The organism is Actinomadura barringtoniae, assembly GCF_017573505.1.
GTDB classification, from domain to species: Bacteria; Actinomycetota; Actinomycetes; order Streptosporangiales; family Streptosporangiaceae; genus Spirillospora; species Spirillospora barringtoniae.
Window position 1 is genome coordinate 426,359 of sequence record NZ_JAGEOJ010000001.1, and the last position, 16,991, is coordinate 443,349.

At 72.1% G+C, this 16,991-nt stretch carries 15 protein-coding genes; 9 read left to right on the forward strand and 6 right to left on the reverse strand.

Annotated elements, in window-relative coordinates; all coding sequences use genetic code 11:
* Window positions 1-40: 40 nt before the first annotated feature.
* Entirely contained in the window at window positions 41-721 is a 681-nt protein-coding gene (locus J4573_RS01860; RefSeq protein WP_208253417.1) for an ABC transporter ATP-binding protein, read from the reverse strand.
* Window positions 718-945 (reverse strand): hypothetical protein, encoded by a 228-nt coding sequence (locus J4573_RS01865; protein ID WP_208253418.1) that lies wholly within the window; start codon window positions 943-945, stop codon window positions 718-720. Before J4573_RS01865 ends, J4573_RS01860 begins: the two co-directional genes overlap by 4 nt.
* Window positions 946-1,063: 118 nt before the next feature.
* On the opposite strand from J4573_RS01865, the gene J4573_RS01870 reads away from it, so the two are divergent.
* From J4573_RS01870 to J4573_RS01885, 4 genes are all read left to right on the forward strand, one after another.
* Window positions 1,064-2,245, forward strand: coding sequence for a sensor histidine kinase (locus J4573_RS01870; RefSeq protein ID WP_208253419.1), 1,182 nt, complete (start codon window positions 1,064-1,066; stop codon window positions 2,243-2,245).
* The gene (locus tag J4573_RS01875) at window positions 2,242-2,889 is read left to right on the forward strand and encodes a response regulator (RefSeq protein WP_208253420.1); all 648 of its coding nucleotides are present in this window, start codon (window positions 2,242-2,244) and stop codon (window positions 2,887-2,889) included. The genes J4573_RS01870 and J4573_RS01875 overlap by 4 nt, the downstream gene beginning before the upstream one ends.
* Window positions 2,890-2,975: 86 nt before the next feature.
* Window positions 2,976-3,257 (forward strand): hypothetical protein, encoded by a 282-nt coding sequence (locus J4573_RS01880; protein ID WP_307796451.1) that lies wholly within the window; start codon window positions 2,976-2,978, stop codon window positions 3,255-3,257.
* Window positions 3,258-3,377: 120 nt separating this feature from the next.
* The gene (locus J4573_RS01885; RefSeq protein ID WP_208253421.1) at window positions 3,378-4,058 is read left to right on the forward strand and encodes a DUF4328 domain-containing protein; all 681 of its coding nucleotides are present in this window, start codon (window positions 3,378-3,380) and stop codon (window positions 4,056-4,058) included.
* 143 nt (window positions 4,059-4,201) lie between these two features.
* Here J4573_RS01885 and J4573_RS01890 read toward each other — a convergent pair whose 3' ends face one another.
* From J4573_RS01890 to J4573_RS01900, 3 genes are all read right to left on the reverse strand, one after another.
* Window positions 4,202-7,564 (reverse strand): DNA polymerase III subunit alpha, encoded by a 3,363-nt coding sequence (locus J4573_RS01890; RefSeq protein WP_208253422.1) that lies wholly within the window; start codon window positions 7,562-7,564, stop codon window positions 4,202-4,204.
* A 181-nt stretch (window positions 7,565-7,745) separates the two neighbouring features.
* Window positions 7,746-8,021, reverse strand: a complete 276-nt coding sequence (locus J4573_RS01895; RefSeq protein ID WP_208253423.1) for a DUF6504 family protein — start codon at window positions 8,019-8,021, stop codon at window positions 7,746-7,748.
* Between the two features lie 223 nt (window positions 8,022-8,244).
* The gene (locus J4573_RS01900) at window positions 8,245-8,535 is read right to left on the reverse strand and encodes a hypothetical protein (protein WP_208253424.1); all 291 of its coding nucleotides are present in this window, start codon (window positions 8,533-8,535) and stop codon (window positions 8,245-8,247) included.
* A 300-nt stretch (window positions 8,536-8,835) separates the two neighbouring features.
* Here J4573_RS01900 and J4573_RS01905 point away from each other — a divergent pair, with 300 nt between their 5' ends.
* From J4573_RS01905 to J4573_RS01915, 3 genes are all read left to right on the forward strand, one after another.
* Window positions 8,836-9,489, forward strand: a complete 654-nt coding sequence (locus J4573_RS01905) for a TetR family transcriptional regulator (protein WP_208253425.1) — start codon at window positions 8,836-8,838, stop codon at window positions 9,487-9,489.
* Between the two features lie 97 nt (window positions 9,490-9,586).
* Window positions 9,587-10,948 carry a protein kinase domain-containing protein gene (locus J4573_RS01910; protein WP_208253426.1) on the forward strand — a complete coding sequence of 454 codons (1,362 nt, stop codon included), beginning with the start codon at window positions 9,587-9,589 and terminating at the stop codon, window positions 10,946-10,948.
* 45 nt (window positions 10,949-10,993) lie between these two features.
* The gene (locus J4573_RS01915; RefSeq protein ID WP_208253427.1) at window positions 10,994-12,724 is read left to right on the forward strand and encodes a serine/threonine protein kinase; all 1,731 of its coding nucleotides are present in this window, start codon (window positions 10,994-10,996) and stop codon (window positions 12,722-12,724) included.
* Here the strand turns inward: J4573_RS01915 and J4573_RS01920 are convergent.
* Window positions 12,714-13,766 carry an alpha/beta hydrolase gene (locus J4573_RS01920; RefSeq protein WP_208253428.1) on the reverse strand — a complete coding sequence of 351 codons (1,053 nt, stop codon included), beginning with the start codon at window positions 13,764-13,766 and terminating at the stop codon, window positions 12,714-12,716. The genes J4573_RS01915 and J4573_RS01920 overlap by 11 nt on opposite strands.
* A 68-nt stretch (window positions 13,767-13,834) precedes the next feature.
* On the opposite strand from J4573_RS01920, the gene J4573_RS55895 reads away from it, so the two are divergent.
* Window positions 13,835-15,511 (forward strand): serine/threonine-protein kinase, encoded by a 1,677-nt coding sequence (locus J4573_RS55895; RefSeq protein ID WP_208253429.1) that lies wholly within the window; start codon window positions 13,835-13,837, stop codon window positions 15,509-15,511.
* A gap of 74 nt (window positions 15,512-15,585) precedes the next feature.
* Window positions 15,586-16,986 (forward strand): amino acid permease, encoded by a 1,401-nt coding sequence (locus J4573_RS01930; RefSeq protein WP_243772296.1) that lies wholly within the window; start codon window positions 15,586-15,588, stop codon window positions 16,984-16,986.
* Window positions 16,987-16,991 lie beyond the last annotated feature (5 nt).

Here is a 16,991-nt window from a genome sequence, read left to right on the forward strand (position 1 = left end):
AGGGCAGCCGGCTTTGAGACACGCCCTCGGGTCGTGCGCATCAGAAGGCCCCGGCGGGCAGCAGCAGCCTGCCGTCGCGAACCTCGACCATGCGGTCGCACCAGCGCGCGACGTTGGGGTCGTGCGTCACCACGACCAGCGAGGCGCCGTTGTGCTTGGTGGCGTCCACCAGGAGCCGCATCGTCTCGTGCCCGGTGTTCTGGTCGAGCGCGCCCGTCGGCTCGTCCGCGAAGACGACGGCGGGCCGCGACACCAGAGCACGCGCGATCGCGACCCGCTGGGCCTGCCCGCCGGACAGCTCGCCCGGCCTGCGCTTCTCCATGCCCGACAGGCCCAGCGGCCCGAACCAGCCGCGCGCGGCCTTGACCGCCTCGCCCCGCGCGACGCCGCCCAGCATCAGCGGCAGCGCCACGTTCTCGTCGGCGGGCAGTTCGGGCAGCAGTTGCCCGAACTGGAACACGAAGCCGAACCGGGTGCGCCGCAGCTCGCTGCGGCGCCGCTCGCCGAGCGAGTCGATGCGCTGCCCGAGCAGCCGCACCTCGCCCGCGTCCGGCTTCATGATCCCGGCCAGGCAGTGCAACAGCGTGGACTTCCCAGACCCGCTCGGGCCCATGATCGCCACGGCCTCACCGGCGGCGATCGCCAGGTCCACCCCGTCGAGGGCGACCGTGGGCCCGAACCGCTTGACCAGCCCGTAACCGGCCAGCACAGCCTCGTTCACGCGGCGACCCTCTCTCGCTCGTCGCTCTTCTCGGACCGGATCGGCACGACCTTCTGGGCCGGCTTCCGCGCCGGCTTCTCCCCGGTGTCGTCGGGCCCGCGCGGGTGCCGGCGGTCGCGGACCGACTCACCGATCTCCTTGAACGGCATCACGACGCCCGCGTAGACCACGAAGGCGACGAACAGGACGGCGACCGGGACGTAGATCAGATACATGGCGTTCATGTCTCAAGCGTGCGCGAACGGGCAGGTCAGCCACATCGGACCCAGGGCCGGTCCTGACACGCCCGGATCGGCCGAATGGTCGATACGAGCGTCGCGCCCGGGTCGTAGCCTGCTACGGATGAACGACTCCGGAGCACGGCTGGACCGCATCACCTCGCTCGGGGGCTGCCTGGTGCGCGGCGTCCTCGGCGGGTGCGCGGCCCTGTTCCTGATGCTCTGCCTCGTCCCGACCTACACCGAGCGCAGCCTGCCCGACCTCGGACTGATCATGGTCGCGGTGCTGGCCACCTGGTCGGCCCTGGCCGTACGGCACTTCCAGCAGTGGGCCACCGCCACCGCGCTGGTCTCGATCCTGGCCACGGTCCTGCTGGCGGTGTACGAGCCGTCCTTCCACAGCCCGTCCATGATCCAGGAAGGGGCCTCGCTGCTCCTGCTGGTCACCCGGGTGGTCTGGACGACCCGGCGCGAACGGCTGGTCGCGCTGACCGCGCTGACCGGCGTCGCGCTGATCATCATGCCGTTCCGCGCCTCCGTGCTCGGCGCCATCGTGGGCTCGGCGCCGCTCGCCGTGCTGGTCGCGATCGCCATCGGCGTCGGGCTCTACCTGCGCGCCATGGACGCCCGCCGGGCCAGGGCCCTCACCGACGCGCGCCGCGACGAACGCCTGGAGCTGGCCCGCGACCTGCACGACTTCGTCGCCCACCACGTCACCGGCATCGTCGTCCAGGCGCAGGCGGCCCGGTTCGCCTCCCAGTCCGGGGCGGGCCAGTCCCCCGAGCAGCTCGACACGATGTTCGCCGGGATCGAGAAGGCCGGCACCGAGGCCCTCACCTCGATGCGCCGCATGGTGGGCCTGCTGCGCGAGGCCCAGGACGAGGGCTCCCCCGGCGGCCGGACCCGCCCGGTCGGCGACCTGGCCCAGGTCCAGGAGCTGGTGGACGGCTTCACCGACCCGCCCGCCACCCTCACGATCACCGACGACCTCGGCTCGCTGGCCCCCGAGGTGGCGACCTCGGTGCACCGCATCGTCCAGGAGGCCCTGACCAACGCCCGCAAGCACGCCGCCGACGCCACCTCGGTCCGCGTCACCATCCGCCGGATCGGCCCCGACATCGAGGTCTCCGTCCGCGACAACGGCCAGGGCAGAGGCCGCCGGATGCCCTCCAGCGGCTACGGCCTGGCCGGCCTGTCCGAACGCGCCGAGACCCTGGGCGGCCAGATCCACGCCGGCCCCCGCCCCGAGGGCGGCTGGGAGGTCGTGGCGACCCTCCCCCGCACCCTGCAAGAATCATCGCCGTGACCATCCGGGTGCTGATCGCCGACGACCAGGAGATGGTGCGGACCGGCTTCTCCATGATCATCAACTCGCAGGCGGACATGGAGGTGGTGGGCGAGGCCGCGGACGGGTCCGCGGCGGTGGAGATGGCGCGGCGCCTGCGGCCCGACGTGTGCCTGTTCGACATCCGGATGCCCCGGATGGACGGGCTGGAGGCGACCCGGCTGGTGGCCGGGCCCGGGGTGGCCGATCCGCTGCGGGTGGTGATCGTCACCACGTTCGACATGGACGACTACGTGTACGCGGCGCTGCGCGGCGGCGCGGTGGGGTTCCTGCTGAAGGACAGCGGGCCCGCGCTGCTGGTCGAGGCCGTCCGGGCAGCGGCGAACGGGGAGGCGCTGGTCTCGCCGTCGATCACCGTGCGGCTGCTGGAGAACCTGGCCACGCCCCCTGCCGCGCCGACCCCGCCCAGAGAGGCGCTGACGGACCGGGAGCTGGACGTCGTCCGGCTGGTCGCGCGGGGGCGCACGAACGAGGAGATCGCCGCGGAGCTGTTCGTCTCGCTCTCGACGGTCAAGACCCATCTGGGCAGCGTCCAGCGCAAGCTGGGCGCCAGGAACCGGACCGAGACCGCCATCTGGGCCTGGGAATCGGGTCTGGTGCGCTGATTCCCCGGTCACTGCTCCCCGAGTCGTTCGGCGGCATCCCCGCGGCCGTCGCCCTGCTGTGGGTCGCCACGGCGGTGGGCTGGGGCGTGATCCTCGGCGGTCTGCGGCGCTGGCCGGAGAGCTACACGCGCCGGTACGCTCTGATCGCGCACTGGCTCACGCCGCCCGGGATCATCCTGACGTTCTCGATCCTCGGCTTCGGCTCGCTGTACGCGACGATGGCGCTCGGCGCCGAGTACTGGGCGTTCGTCCTGGCGACCGGCGTGCGCCCCGAACGGCTCCTGTACGACGGGAGCATGCCCCGGCTGGCCGCGTTCCTCGCGATCGCCGCCGCGGGGACGTACATGGTACGGGCCTTGATCTTTTGACGCGGGAATGACCCGTCGTTGGGCAAGCATCGACAAACGTACGTAGTATCCGAGGGCAACGTAGTCTTTGTGTCAACGCAGCGCCAAGAACGGACACAGACCACAGGCCCGGAGGTCGATATGCCGTGTGCTTTGTGCGGCGACATCATCCCCACCGAGGTCGCCCGCTGCCCAGCCTGCGGCGCGTGGGCCAGGCGCCGTGACTTCAGGGCGATCGGGATCGCCGTCTTCATGCTCCTCGGGTTCAACGCGTTCATCGCGCTCGGCTCGGGCATCAGCCTGCTGAGACTGATCGAACCGCTGAACGGCGCCACCCACGACTCCTACGACGCGGCCACGACCGGTCACCAGCTGGCTCCCTACGGCGACGTCTTCCTCATCTGCGGGATCATGGCCATGATCACTGGCCTGCTCTACATGGCCTGGCTGTGGCGGGCCTACCGGCAGTCGGCGGGCCCGCACCGGCACCGGCAGGCCTGGGTGGTCTTCGGCTTCGTGGTCCCAGTGGTCAACCTGTGGCTGCCGCCCCGCCTGGTCTACGACGTCTGGGTCAACAGCGGCCGCTACCGGACGGCGCAGCGCCACGCGGTCGGGCTGCTGGTCACCTGCTGGTGGGCCTGCGCGCTCTTGGGGATCGTCCTCGCCCGGCTGTTCTCGGGCAGCAGCGTCAACACGCTCGCCGACGCGCGCCTCTCGGTCCACCTGGGTGTAGCGGCGGCCGCGTTCCAGGCCCTGGCCGCCGCGCTCTGCATGGCGAACGTGTTCCAGATCACCCGCCTCCAGATCCGCACCTGTGCTTGATCTCTTCCAGTGATGACCCGCTCGCCTGGCGGCTCGCGGGTCATCACTCCAGAAGCGAACGCGACATCGCTTCGCGATCTTCGCCCGGGGCGACGCCTTCGGCTTGCCCCGGGCTCAGGTAGCGCGTTCGCGTGCGGGCTGGGCTATCCGCCGCCGGCGTGCCAGAGGTGGCTGGGCGGGCGCTTGACCGACTCTCCGGCGTGGCCGATGTCCGCGTACGGGGACATCGCGAAGCCGTTGGAGTAGATGATCCGGCGGCCGGATGCGAGGCGGGGCTTTCCGGGGCGGTCGACGGCGGCCATCGCGCGGCGGACGGCGGCGATCCCGCCCTGCCGCCACTCCTCGTGCAGGCCGACCAGGTCCCAGCAGTCGGTGCCGGTGAGCGTGACCGCGCGGGCGCCCGGGCGGCGCACCCGGCCGCGGATCACCAGCAGCCAGGAGCCGAAGAGGGTGGCCGCGCAGCGTTCCTGCACGGACTCGAAGAACGCCGCGTCCACCGGACCGGTCGCGTCGTCCACGGTCGCGAAGATCACCCGCTGGCCGGAACGGACCGCCGGGGTCTGGGTGGCCACCTTGACCCCGGCGACCAGGATCTCCTCACCCGCCGGGGCCGCCGCCAGATCGCGGGCGCGGACGACGCCGAGGGCGGCCAGCAGGTCGTCGTAGAAGGTCAGGACGTGGCGGCTGACGTCCATGCCGAGGATGTCCAGCTCCGCCTCGACGATCTCGGCGGGGGTCATCGCGGGCAGCTCGCCGTCCGGGATCTCCTCCACGAACTCGTCCTCGTCCAGGCCGAGCTGCCCCTCGATCTCCGGGCGGCCCGTGGCACGATCCAGGGCGCCCACCCTGCAGAGCAGGTCGCGGCGGGCGGTGCCGTGGAGACCGTCGAACGCGCCCGCCAGGACGAGCCGTTCGGTGGTCGGGCGGGACACCCGGGCGCGCCGCCAGAAGTCGCGGAGCGAGTCGTAGGGCCGCGCGGCCACGATCCGGCCCGTCTCCGCCTCGCTGATCCCTCGCACCTCGCTGAGCGAGACCCGGATCCCCTGCTTCGCGGGCACGGGCGCGGCGGGCGCAGGGTGCGCGGCGGGCGCGTGCGTGGAGCCGCCTTGCGAGAGCGGCTCCACGTGCCACGCGGCGCCCGAACGGTTCACGTCCAGCGGCAGGATCGGTATACCGAAGTGCCGGGCGTCGTCGAGGATGACCCGCTTCGGATACATCCCGGGGTCATGGGTCAGTACCCCTGCGTAGAAGGCGGCCGTATGGTGCCGCTTCAGCCAGGCCGACTGGTAGGTCGGCAAGGCGAAGGACGCCGCGTGCGCCTTGCAGAAGCCGAAGGCGCCGAACGCGGTGAGCATCCGCCAGACCCGGTCGATCGTGACGGCGTCGTGGCCGCGTTCCGCCGCCTGAGCCCGGAACCACTCGCCCACCAGCGTCTGCCCGGCCTCGGTGGCCAGCCGCCGCCGGGCCGCCTCGGCCGCCGACAGCCCGCAGCCGGTCATGACGTCCAGCACGCGCAGCACCTGCTCGTGGAAGACCACCACGCCGAGGCTCTCGCCCAGCACCGGCTCCAGGTCGGGGTGCGGGTAGGCGGGCGCGCGCAGGCCGTGGCGGCTCTCCAGGAACGGCGTGACCATGTCGGCGTTCACCGGGCCCGGCCGGAACAGCGAGATGTCGATCACCAGGTCGGCGAGGTTGTACGGCTGCATCTTGCCGAGCAGCTCGCGCTGGCCGGGCGACTCGATCTGGAAGCAGCCGAGCGTGCGGGAGGTACGGATCAGCTCGAAGGTCGGCCCGTCGTCCTGCGCCACGGCCTCCAGGTCGATCTCCACACCGTCCACCCGGGCGGCCTCGGCGACGGTGTGGGCCATCGCCGACTGCATCCGGACCCCGATGACGTCGAGCTTCAGCAGCCCCATCGCCTCGACGTCCTCCTTGTCGTACTGGCTCATGGGAAAGCCGAGCATGCTCTGCTCGACCGGCGTGCGGTCGCGCAGCGTCGCGTTGGACAGGATCACCCCGCACGGGTGCATGGCGATGTGGCGGGGCAGGCCGTCCAGGCGTTCGGCGATGCCGAAGAGCACCTCCAGGCGGCTCTCGGCGAGGCCGCTCTGGCGCAGCTCGGGCAGGTCGGCGAGGGCGGCGCGGATCTGCCGGGCCCGCACGTGCGGGAACGCCTTGGCGATCATGTCGATCTCGGCGGGCGGCAGCCCGACCGCGTTGCCGACGTCGCGCAGCGCGCTGCGCGCCCGGTAGGTCTCCATCATCGACACGCAGGCCGTGCCGTCGGAGCCGAACCGCCTGAACAGCGCCCGGTAGGCCTCCAGCCGCCGCGCCGACTCCACGTCCAGGTCGATGTCGGGCAGTCCCGGGCGGCTGTCGGCCAGGAACCGCTCCATCACCAGGTCGTGCCGGAGCGGGTCGAGGTCGCCGATGCCGAGCAGGTGGTTGACCAGGCTGCCGGCGCCCGAGCCGCGGATGGCGCAGCGGATGCCGAGCGAGCGGATCAGCGCGGCGGCGTCGGCGACGGTGAGGAAGTAGGAGGCCAGCCCCTTGCGGCCGATGATCGCCAGCTCGTGCGCCAGCCGTTCGGCGACCTCACCGGCGCGCCGCATCCCACGCCGCGCCAGCCCGTCGCCGCACCGCGCGACCAGCCTCTCGTACGGCTCGGGCCCGGTGTCGGGCAGGTGCACGGCATCCATGCCGAGGTCGCGGTCGGCGTCCAGCACGCAGCGTTCGGCGAGGCGCCGCGTCGCGGCCAGCAGCCCGGCCGCCGCGTCCGGGTCGGGCCCGCAGCTCAGCTCGGCGACCAGGCGCAGCTGCTCGGGCGACTTCAGGTAGGCGTGCCCGGTCTGGTCGTCCAGGTGGCGCCGGTGCAGCGGTACGAGGCGCCGCGAGGCGTCCAGCACCTGGGCGACCGCCGAGTCGGCGGGGTCCAGGTAGCGCACCGCGTTGCCCAGCACCGCCGGCGTACCGGTCTCGCGGGCCAGGGCGAGCATCCGGGCGGCCCGGTGCCCGTCGCCGACGTCGTGGTGGTTGACGATCTCGACGAACGTCTCGGCGGTCTCCCGCCAGGCACGCAGCCGCCGGGCGGCGAGGCCGGGCAGCCGCTCGGCGATCGCGTGCCCGACGTCGGAGGCGGGCCCGAGCAGCACGACCAGGCCCTCGGAGTGCTCGCCGATCAGCTCGCGGCTCGCGATCGGCTTGCCGCGTTCGCCCGCCGCGTGCGCGGCCGTGACCAGCCGGCACAGCGACGCCCAGCCGGTACGGCCGACCGCCAGCGCCACCACCCGTTCCCGGGCACCGAGGGTGAGGTCGGCGCCGAGGATCGGCGCGACGCCGGCGGCCCGGCAGGCCTCGACGTGCTTCACGGCGCCGTAGAGACCGTCGCGGTCGGTCAGCGCGAGCGCCTCCATGCCGAGCGCCGCGGCCCGCTCGGCGAGCGCCCGCGGCTGCGCGACGCCGAAGCGGAGCGAGAACGCCGAGGCCACATGCAGGTGCACGGTCATCTGGGCACCGCCCGTCCAGCCCGAACCGCCGGCTCAGCCCCGCGCGCGAACGCGCTACCTGAGCCCGGGGCAAGCCGAAGGCGCCGCCCCGGGCGAAGATCGCGAAGCGATGTCGCGTTCGCCTCTGGAGTGATGACCCGCGAGCCGCCAGGCGAGCGGGTCATCATGGAAGAAATCAAACTCAGTCCCACACCCGCGAGAGCATCCAGGTGTCGGTCGCCGCGTCGTGGCGCAGCTCGTAGACCCCGATCTCCTGGTCCGGGCTGGCCTCGACGCGCCAGAACTCCCGTTCACCGGGGGTCTCGGCCTCGGGCTGCTGCTCCCGCCACCAGTCGCGGGTCGTGACCCAGTGCTCCAGCACCCGCCGCACGGTGTAGAGCCGGCCCCGCCAGACGAATCTGGTCGGACGCCCGTCGGTCACCCAGACGTCCACAGGATCGCCGAATACGCGAGTCATCTGCCTCCCCCGGCCATTGATCATCCGATCGCCGCACGGGGGAAGGCATGCAGCCCGTTTCGAACATACGTTCGCCAACGAGTCTAGGGAAGGGCGCCCACGGGAGGCAAGGCGGGGGTCGTCCGGAAGGTCGCCCCCGATATGTCCGGATGTCCGTTTCAGCACACGGCGGCGGAACGTTCAGCGTGCGCCAGGCAGGTGCTAGACAGGCGCCGGGCAGGCGCTAGGCGAGGAGTTGCAGGAGCCGGTCGGCGACCCGGGCCACGTCCGCGACGTCGGCGATCCCGCCGCCGGACCACAGGTAGGACCAGCCCTCGCCGGACGGGGTGGCGACCACCATCACCTGCCGCCGGGTCGTCGCGTTCGCCACGCCGAGCACCGACTCCTCGGGGCCGGCGAGGCGCCAGCGCAGGCCGCGCGCCTCGGCCTCGTAGGCGAGTGCGGCGAGATGATGCCGCCGCACCTCGGCGATTTCCTGCGCACCGACAACAGACACCGCGACCAGCCGCCTCATTCGGGGCGCCCCCTCCGCGAACGGACGGGACACCGGCCGCCCGATGACCTCAGGTGATCGGACGGCGACATCCAGTGACCGGCTCCCAGCATGACCCGCGACAGTTGATCACCGCATGGAAATCGCCAAGAGTCGGGCAACCTATTTCTGCCCACCCTCGCGACCTGGGCTACCTATCTCAGCGTCACTTCCTCCTTACGTAGGGCGGCAGTGATCCGACGGGCCGGGGACGGCGCTGTGCGGTGCCAGTTGAGGGGCCGTGATAAACATGCCACCGCACCACCGAACGAAGGGGTCCTGATGGCCGCGTCCGGTTCGGCAGACCGCGCACTGTCCGGGAGCCTCGCGGGGCTGCGCGAGCGCAAGAAGCAGCGCACCCGCATCGCCCTCATCGACGCGGCGGCCGACCTGTTCCTGGCCAAGGGGTACGAGACGACGACGATCGACGAGATCGTCGCCGCGGTGAACGTCTCCCAGCGCACCTTCTTCCGCTACTTCGCGGCCAAGGAAGACGTCGTGATCGACGTCATGGGCGACTACGACCAGCTCATGCTCGACGGCCTGGCCGCGCGCCCGCCCGGGGAACGGCCGTTCACCGCGCTGTTCCAGAGCCTGCGGCTGGTCCTGCAGACCATCGCCGAGAGCGGGCCGGACGAGACCGAGCGGTTCCGCAAGCTGCAGCAGCTGGTGGAGACCACGCCCGCACTGCTGGCGGCCCGCATGGCGCGTTACTCCGAGGTCGAGAAGGTGCACGCCGACGTGATCGCCCGGCGGCTCGGCATGGACCCCGAGACCGACCTGCGCCCGCACCTGATCGTCGCCGCCCACTTCGGCGCCGTCCGGGTGGCGTTCGAGGACTGCGCCAAGCACGAGATCTGGGACCCGCGCACGGTCGCGGCCCGGGTCGAGGAGACCGTCGACCTCGCCCACACCGCGCTGCGCGAGCTGGTCTGATCCCCTGATGATCCCCTGACCGGCGGCCGTGCCGCCCGGTGCCGGAGCTTGTCAACCGAGCCCGGAACGCCCGTTCACCCCCTTAAGCTGATCTTTCATGACCACACACGCTCCCGGGCCGCTCCGCGCGGACGAGCCGCGCACGCTCGGCCCGTACAAGCTTCTGGGGCGCCTGGGCCGCGGGGGCATGGGCACCGTCTACCTGGCCGCCGACCCGACCGGCCGCCGGGTCGCGGTGAAGGTCGTGAACGCCGAGCTGGCGGGCCATCCGAACTTCGTGGAGCGGTTCCGGCGCGAGGTGACGGCGGCGCGGCAGGTCCGCCGGTTCTGCACCGCCCCGGTCATCGACGCCGAGCTGGAGAACGACCCGCTCTACGTGGTCACCGAGTACATCAAGGGCCCCAACCTGGAGTCCGCCGTCGCCCAGGACGGCCCGCTCGGCGGCGCCGACCTGGAGGCGCTCGCGGTCGGCGTCGCGACCGCGCTCACCGCGATCCACGGCGCCGGGATCGTGCACCGCGACCTCAAGCCGGAGAACGTGCTGCTGTCCCCGACCGGCCCGCGCGTGATCGACTTCGGCATCGCGCGGTCGGTCGACGGCTCCGAGGGGCACCTGACCAGCACCGGCCAGTTCGTCGGCACCCCGGCCTACATCGCCCCCGAGGTGCTGCGCGGCGAGCCGCTGTCCCCCGCCTCCGACGTGTTCGCCTGGGGCTGCGTGGTCGCGTTCGCCGGAACGGCACGGCCGCCGTTCCTGGGCAAGACCGTGCAGGAGACCTTCCAGCGCATCAGCGAGGACCCGCCCGCGCTCGTCGGCCTCGACCCCGACCTGCGGACCGTGGTCGCCGCCGCCCTGGACAAGAACCCGCGCCACCGGCCCGCCTCCAACGAACTGCTGGCCCGGCTGGTCGGCCAGCTCGACGCCGACCCGGCGCGGACGGCCGAGACCGTCTCGCAGACCTGGCATCGCTCGGCCTTCTCCCGGACCGACCTGCCGCCCGCCGGTCCGCCGCCCGCCCCGGGGCCTGGGCCTGTGACCGGGGGCATGCCTGTGACCGGGGCCGTGCCTGTGGTCGGAGCCGGGCCTGGGGCCGCGCCCGGGCCTGAGGGCTCGTACGTGCCGCCGCCTTCCCCACCGCCCGCTCCGGTGGTGCCGGGAGAGAAGACCTTCCAGGTGGATCTGCCCTATCCCGAGCAGTGGAACGGCTCCAACCGCTGGGTCCCGCTGCTCAAGGGGATCATGGTGCTGCCGCACCTGCTCGTGATGATCATCATGACCGCGGTGCTGGTGCTGGTGATGCTCGGCTGCTGGCTGGCCTTCCCGTTCACCAAGACCTACCCGCGCGGCCTCTACCTCTACGTGCAGGGCTTCCAGCGCTGGTCCGGCAGGGTCGTCGCGTACGCGTTCATGCTCACCGACGAGAAGGTCCCGCCGTTCCGGCCTCTGCCGCGACGCTAGGGTGTATCACCACAAATCCCTGAACCGACCCCCGTCAGGATCGAGATGACCACGCACGCAGGAGAGAACGCCGGCTCCCTCCAGCCCGACGACCCCCGGGAGCTCGGTCCGTACCGGCTCATCGGCCGGCTCGGGCGGGGCGGCATGGGAACGGTCTTCCTGGGCGAGGATCCGTCCGGCCGCCGCGTCGCGGTCAAGGTGATCAACAGGGAGCTGGCCGGCGAGGCCGCGTTCCGCGAGCGCTTCCGCCGCGAGGTGACGGCCGCCCGCCAGGTCCGCCGGTTCTGCACCGCGCCGGTGATCGGCGCCGAGCTGGACCGCGATCCGCTGTACGTGGTCACCGAGTTCATCGAGGGGCCGAGTCTGGACCAGGCGGTCGCCGACCGGGGCGCGCTGCCCGGCTCGGACCTGGAGGGTCTGGCGGTCGGCGTCGCGACCGCCCTGGCCGCCATCCACGGCGCCGGGATCGTGCACCGCGACCTGAAGCCCGCCAACGTGCTGCTGTCCTCGACCGGCCCGCGCGTGATCGACTTCGGCATCGCCCGCGCGCTGGACGCCGCCGAGGGCCCGACCCGTACCGGCCAGCTCGTCGGCACGCCCAACTACCTGCCACCCGAGCTGCTGCGCGGCGAGCCGATCACGCCCGCCTCCGACGTGTTCTCGTGGGGCTGCGTCGTGGCGTTCGCGGGCACCGGCAGCGCACCGTTCGCCGGCAAGACGGTCCCGGAGATCTTCTACCGCGTCGCGCACGAGGCGCCGTCGCTGGGGGGCCTGGACGAGGACCTGCGCGAGCTGGTCACCGCCGCGCTCGACAAGAACCCGGACAACCGCCCGTCCGTGCAGGAACTGCTGGCCCGCCTGGTCGGCCACCAGGAGGTCAACCCGGCCCAGATCGCCGAGACCGTTCAGGCAAGCTGGCACGGTCCGGGCCCGACCGAGGTCATCCCGCCGCCCAAGCCGACCGCGGTCATGGGCGCCGAGACCACCCGCCGCGACCCGCCGACCGGCTACGGCCCGCCGCCCACCCGGGTCTCCCCGCCACCACCGGGACGGTCCGGGCTCGCCGCGCTCCCCCGCAAGCCGCTCATCATCGGCGCCGCCGCCCTCGCCGCCGTCCTGGTGCTGGGCGTGGCCGCGTACGCGCTGCTGCGCTCGGACGGCCCGCCGAGCGCCACCACCTTCTTCAGCGACGACTTCTCCAGCGACAAGTCCGGCTGGTACGGCGGCAACTACACCAGCGGCCAGGGCTACGAGAACGGCCACTACCGGGTCGATCTGACCAGCGACGACTTCAACGTCGACTCCTCGCCGATCGACACCACCAAGAAGACGCTCCCAAAGAAGGTCCTGGTGAGCGCCTCCGCGACCGTGGCCTCCGGCCCCGACTACGGCCAGTTCGGCGTCTTCTGCCGCGGCTCGCAGAAGAGCGGCGAGGAGTCCGGCTACCAGTTCCTGGTACGCAAGGACGGCAAGGGCGCGACCCTCCGGAAGATGACCCCCGGTAAGGGCACCAAGGAGCTCGCCTCGGCCGACACGGCGAGCGGCTACCACAAAGGCAAGTCCAACCGGATCCAGCTGGCCTGCGAGGAGGAGAGCGGCGGCAAGAAGGTCGCGATGCACGCCTGGCTGAACGGGTCGTCGGTCCTGTCCGCCACCGATGAGGACGGCCCGAACCCGAACAACAACGCCGGCGTCGTCACCTCGCGGGTGAGCCAGTCCACCGAGATGGTGACCGTGGACTACGACGACTTCGAGATCGGCGAGATCAAGGGCTGACCTGGTCGGCGGACTCAACGGACTCGGCAGGCGCGGCGGGCCCAGCGGCGGACTCGCCGGGCGCGGCGGAGGCTGCGGGCAGGTAGGTGCGGAGCCAGCGGCTCAGCTCGGCGAAGACCTGGTCGCGGGCGGGCTTGGGCGACAGGACCAGGTCGTGCAGGCCGCCGTCGATCCGTACGAGCGTGACGTGGGGGCCGAGGCCCGGCGCCCAGCGGGCCATGTGCGCGACGTCCAGCACGGCGTCGGCGGCCGAGACCTCGCCCACGCCGAGCCCGCGCTTGATCCGTACGCTCCGTTCCGAGGCCATGACCAGCACCGGGACGTCGATGCCGAGCCCGGCGTGCACCCGCAGCTGGCCGCGCCGGATCGCCGCCAGCCACCCGGCCCGGACCGGGAAGCCGAGCAGCGGCTTCCAGCCCAGGTCGAAGCTCCATTCGCCCTCATGGTCACTGTGCAGGCTGCGCACATAGAGGTCGCTCACCCCGGCGGGCAGCTTGGCCTGCGGGAAACGGCCGCGCAGCGCCCTGGCCAGGCCCGCGCCGAGCTTGCGCATCACCAGCGGCTCGGCGATGTCCAGGAACGGGCTGTTGAGGAAGACCGCGTCCACCAGGCCCTGGCCCTTCACCCGGTCGGCCCACAGCGAGGCGATCAGGCCGCCGGTCGAGTGGCCGTTCAGCAGCAGGACGTCGTGACCGTCCTCCTCCCGGATGATCCGGACCGCCTCGTCGATCTCGGGGTAGTGGTCGGTGAGGCTGCCGACGAAGTTCGGGGTCTGGTGCGGGCGCAGCGACCGGCCGTACTTGCGCAGGTCGAGGGCGTAGAAGTCGAAGCCCTGCTCGACGTAGAAGTCGGCCAGGTGCGTCTGGAAGAAGTAGTCGACGAAACCGTGCACGTACAGAACGGCACGCCGGGAGGGGGCGGCGTCCGGCGTGCTTCCGCGGCGCCGCACGAGGGTGGCGACGACCTCGCCCTCGGAGTCGGTCCCCAGGGGGAGCTCGATGGCCTCGTAATCGGGCCCCAGCACGTCCACGGTCGCGTCCATGGTGTCAGCGTATGGGACGGTAGATCCTCGCCCCCGCGATCTTCCCCACCGGAACCACTGGAGCCCCGATGACCGAACCCCTGCGAACGGCCGACCCGACGCGGCTCGGCGCGTACCGGATCACCGGGCGCCTCGGCCGCGGCGGCATGGGCACGGTCTACCGGGGCGAGGACGAGGCCGGGCACCCGGTCGCGGTCAAGGTGATCAACCCCGAGCTGACCAGCGACCCGGCGTTCCGCGAACGGTTCCGGCGCGAGGTGACGGCGGCGCGCCGGGTCCGGCGCTTCTCGACCGCCGCGGTGCTGGACGCGCGGCTGGACGGCGAGCCGCTGTACGTGGTGACCGAGTTCGTGGACGGCCCGACGCTCGAGCAGGCCGTGGAGGAGAACGGGCCGCTGCGGGGCGGGGCGCTGGAGGGGCTGGCGGTCGGCATCGCCACCGCGCTCAGCACGATCCACGGGGCGGGGATCGTGCACCGCGACCTGAAGCCGGCGAACGTGATGCTCTCCCCGACCGGACCGCGTGTGATCGACTTCGGCATCGCGCGGGCGATGGACACCGAGAAGGGCGAGGCGAGCGGCATCACGCGGACCGGGCAGTTCGTCGGGACGCCCGCCTACATCGCGCCGGAGATCATGCAGGGCGGCGAGGTGACGGCCGCGGCGGACGTGTTCGCGTGGGGCTGCGTCGTCGCGTACGCCGGAACGGGCCGCGCACCGTTCGACGCCACCAACGTTCCGGCGATCCTTTACCAGGTTTCGCACGGGACGCCCGTGCTGGACGGCCTGGACGCGGACATGCACGATCTGGTCGCCGCCGCCCTCGACAAGGACCCGGCCAAGCGCCCGAGCTCCAAGGACCTGCTCGCGCAGCTGGTCGAGCACACCGGCGCCGAGACCGACCCGATGTCCGCGATGTCCGCGCGGACCAGGTCGGACGCCGCGTCGCAGTCGCCGACGCTCGTGGTGCCGCCCGCCATGCAGCCGCAGCCCGACTCGGGCGGGCGCCGGAACCTCTGGCGGTACCTGCCCTGGCTGATCCCCATCCCGCTCGTCGCGGCGGGGATCGTCGGGTGGACGCTCGTACGGTCCGACGACGCCAAGGGCGACGCCCGGGGCGACAACGGGACCGGGGCCGGGGCCGAGCGGCCTCCCGCGGCGGGCGCGCAGGTCATCCCGCAGGAGAACTTCTCGGTGGACGACTCCGACTGGACCTACGACATGCCCGGCTGCGGCAAGGTCGCCGACGGCACGTACAACGTGGAGGCCGGGGGCGCGCAGAGCTACAAGCTGTGCGACGTCCCCGGGTCGATCAACGAGCTGCCCGCGCGGATGCTCTACGACATGCGGATCAAGCTGGCCGCGGGCCCGACCGGCCGCGCGTGGGCCGCCGGGATCGTTCCGGTCGGCCACCCCGACGGCCGGTACTCGGTCGCGGTCCGCTCGGACGGCACCGTACGGCTGCGCAAGGCCCTGAAGGGCAAGGACACCGAGCTCCGGTCCGCGAAGATCAAGGGCTTCCGCGCGGACGGCTTCACCCGGCTCCAGGTCCTCATGGACGCGACCGGCAGCGGCGTCACGCTCAAGGTCTGGGCGAACGGCACGATGGCCTTCGCGCTCACCGACGACGAGCGGCCCCTCAAGGACGGCCAGATGCAGATCATGGTGAACCGCCCGGGCCAGGGCCCGAACGCCCTGGCCAAGTTCGACGACTTCTCGGTCTCCGCTCCCCCGGCCAGGCGCTGACCGGCGCTGACCGGCGCCGACGGGCGCCGACGGGCGCTGATCAAGCTACGGACATCCTCACTTACGATTATGGGATGTCCGAAATGAACTCCACCTCCGGAGGGCTCAAGACCGGGCTGCGCCGCCGCCACATGACGATGCTGGCGATCGGCGGCGCGGTCGGCGCCGGCCTGTTCGTCGGGTCCGGCGCGGTGATCAGGACGGCCGGGCCCGCCGCGATCCTGTCGTACGCGGTCGCCGGGCTCATCGTCCTGTGCGTGCTGCGGGCGCTCGGCGAGATGGTGGTGGCGCGGCCGGTGGCGGGATCGCTGGCCGAGTACGCCCGGATGGCGCTCGGGCCGTTCGCGGGGTTCACGATCGGCTGGCTCTACTGGTACCTGTACGTGATCCTCGTCGGCGCCGAGGCGGTCGCGGGCGCCGCCATCCTCGCCACCTGGATCGACCTCCCCCAGTGGACCCTGGCGGCGGCCCTCCTGATCGTCATGACGGCCGTCAACCTGATCTCGGTGCGGTCCTTCGGCGAGTTCGAGTTCTGGTTCGCCTCGATCAAGGTCGCGGCGATCCTGGTCTTCCTGGTCCTCGGCATCCTCTACGTCCTCGGGCTCTGGCCGGACTCCCGCGCGGGCCTGGGCAACCTCACCGACCATGGCGGCATGCTGCCGAACGGCCTGACCTCGGTCTTCACCGCGATCGTCGCCGTGATGTTCGCGTTCGGCGGCACCGAGATCGTCACCATCGCGGCCGCCGAGAGCAAGGAGCCGGGGCGCGCGGTCGCCAAGGCCACCGGCAACGTCCTGTGGCGCGTCGCGCTGTTCTACGTCGGCTCGATCTTCCTCGTCGTCGCGATCCTGCCGTGGAACGACGCCAAGGTCCTCACCAGCCCGTTCGTCAGCGCACTGAACGAGATCGGCATCCCGGCCGCCGGCACCGTCATGCAGGCCGTGATCCTCACCGCCGTCCTGTCGGTGCTCAACTCGGCGATCTACGTCTCGTCCCGCATGCTGTACGTGCTGACCCGCGACGGCGACGCGCCCGCGGGCCTGGTCAAGCTGAACGCCCGGGGCGTCCCGGTCCGCGCGATCCTGCTCGGCACGGTCGCCGCCTGGGCGGCGGTCATCGCCTCCTACGTCTCCCCCGACCAGGTGTTCAAGTTCTTGATGAACTCCATCGGGGTCATCCTGGCGTTCGTCTACCTGGCCATCCTGATCTCGCAGCTGCGCCTCCGCGTCCGTCTCCAGCGCGAGGACCCGGCCAGCCTCACCTACAAGATGTGGGGCTTCCCGGTCATCACGCTCCTGGTCATCGCCGCGCTCCTGGCCGTGCTGATCTCCATGGCGTTCATGGCCGAGCAGCGCTCCCAGCTGCTCGCGTCCATCATCAGCCTGGTCGTGGTCGCCGCCCTCTATCCCCTCCGCAAGCGCTTCGGCCGCACCCGGCCCGTCACCGGTGAGCAGGAACTGGCCAAGGTCGGCTGACCGTG

Bases quoted from the DNA above. Each gene is read 5' to 3' on its own strand.
- J4573_RS01865 (WP_208253418.1), bottom strand. From the start codon at position 945: ATGAACGCCATGTATCTGATCTACGTCCCGGTCGCCGTCCTGTTCGTC.
- J4573_RS01870 (WP_208253419.1), top strand. From the start codon at position 1,064: ATGAACGACTCCGGAGCACGGCTGGACCGCATCACCTCGCTCGGGGGC.
- J4573_RS01885 (WP_208253421.1), top strand. From the start codon at position 3,378: ATGCCGTGTGCTTTGTGCGGCGACATCATCCCCACCGAGGTCGCCCGC.
- J4573_RS01890 (WP_208253422.1), bottom strand. From the start codon at position 7,564: ATGACCGTGCACCTGCATGTGGCCTCGGCGTTCTCGCTCCGCTTCGGC.
- J4573_RS01895 (WP_208253423.1), bottom strand. From the start codon at position 8,021: ATGACTCGCGTATTCGGCGATCCTGTGGACGTCTGGGTGACCGACGGG.
- J4573_RS01900 (WP_208253424.1), bottom strand. From the start codon at position 8,535: ATGAGGCGGCTGGTCGCGGTGTCTGTTGTCGGTGCGCAGGAAATCGCC.
- J4573_RS01905 (WP_208253425.1), top strand. From the start codon at position 8,836: ATGGCCGCGTCCGGTTCGGCAGACCGCGCACTGTCCGGGAGCCTCGCG.
- J4573_RS01910 (WP_208253426.1), top strand. From the start codon at position 9,587: ATGACCACACACGCTCCCGGGCCGCTCCGCGCGGACGAGCCGCGCACG.
- J4573_RS01915 (WP_208253427.1), top strand. From the start codon at position 10,994: ATGACCACGCACGCAGGAGAGAACGCCGGCTCCCTCCAGCCCGACGAC.
- J4573_RS01920 (WP_208253428.1), bottom strand. From the start codon at position 13,766: ATGGACGCGACCGTGGACGTGCTGGGGCCCGATTACGAGGCCATCGAG.
- J4573_RS55895 (WP_208253429.1), top strand. From the start codon at position 13,835: ATGACCGAACCCCTGCGAACGGCCGACCCGACGCGGCTCGGCGCGTAC.
- J4573_RS01930 (WP_243772296.1), top strand. From the start codon at position 15,586: ATGTCCGAAATGAACTCCACCTCCGGAGGGCTCAAGACCGGGCTGCGC.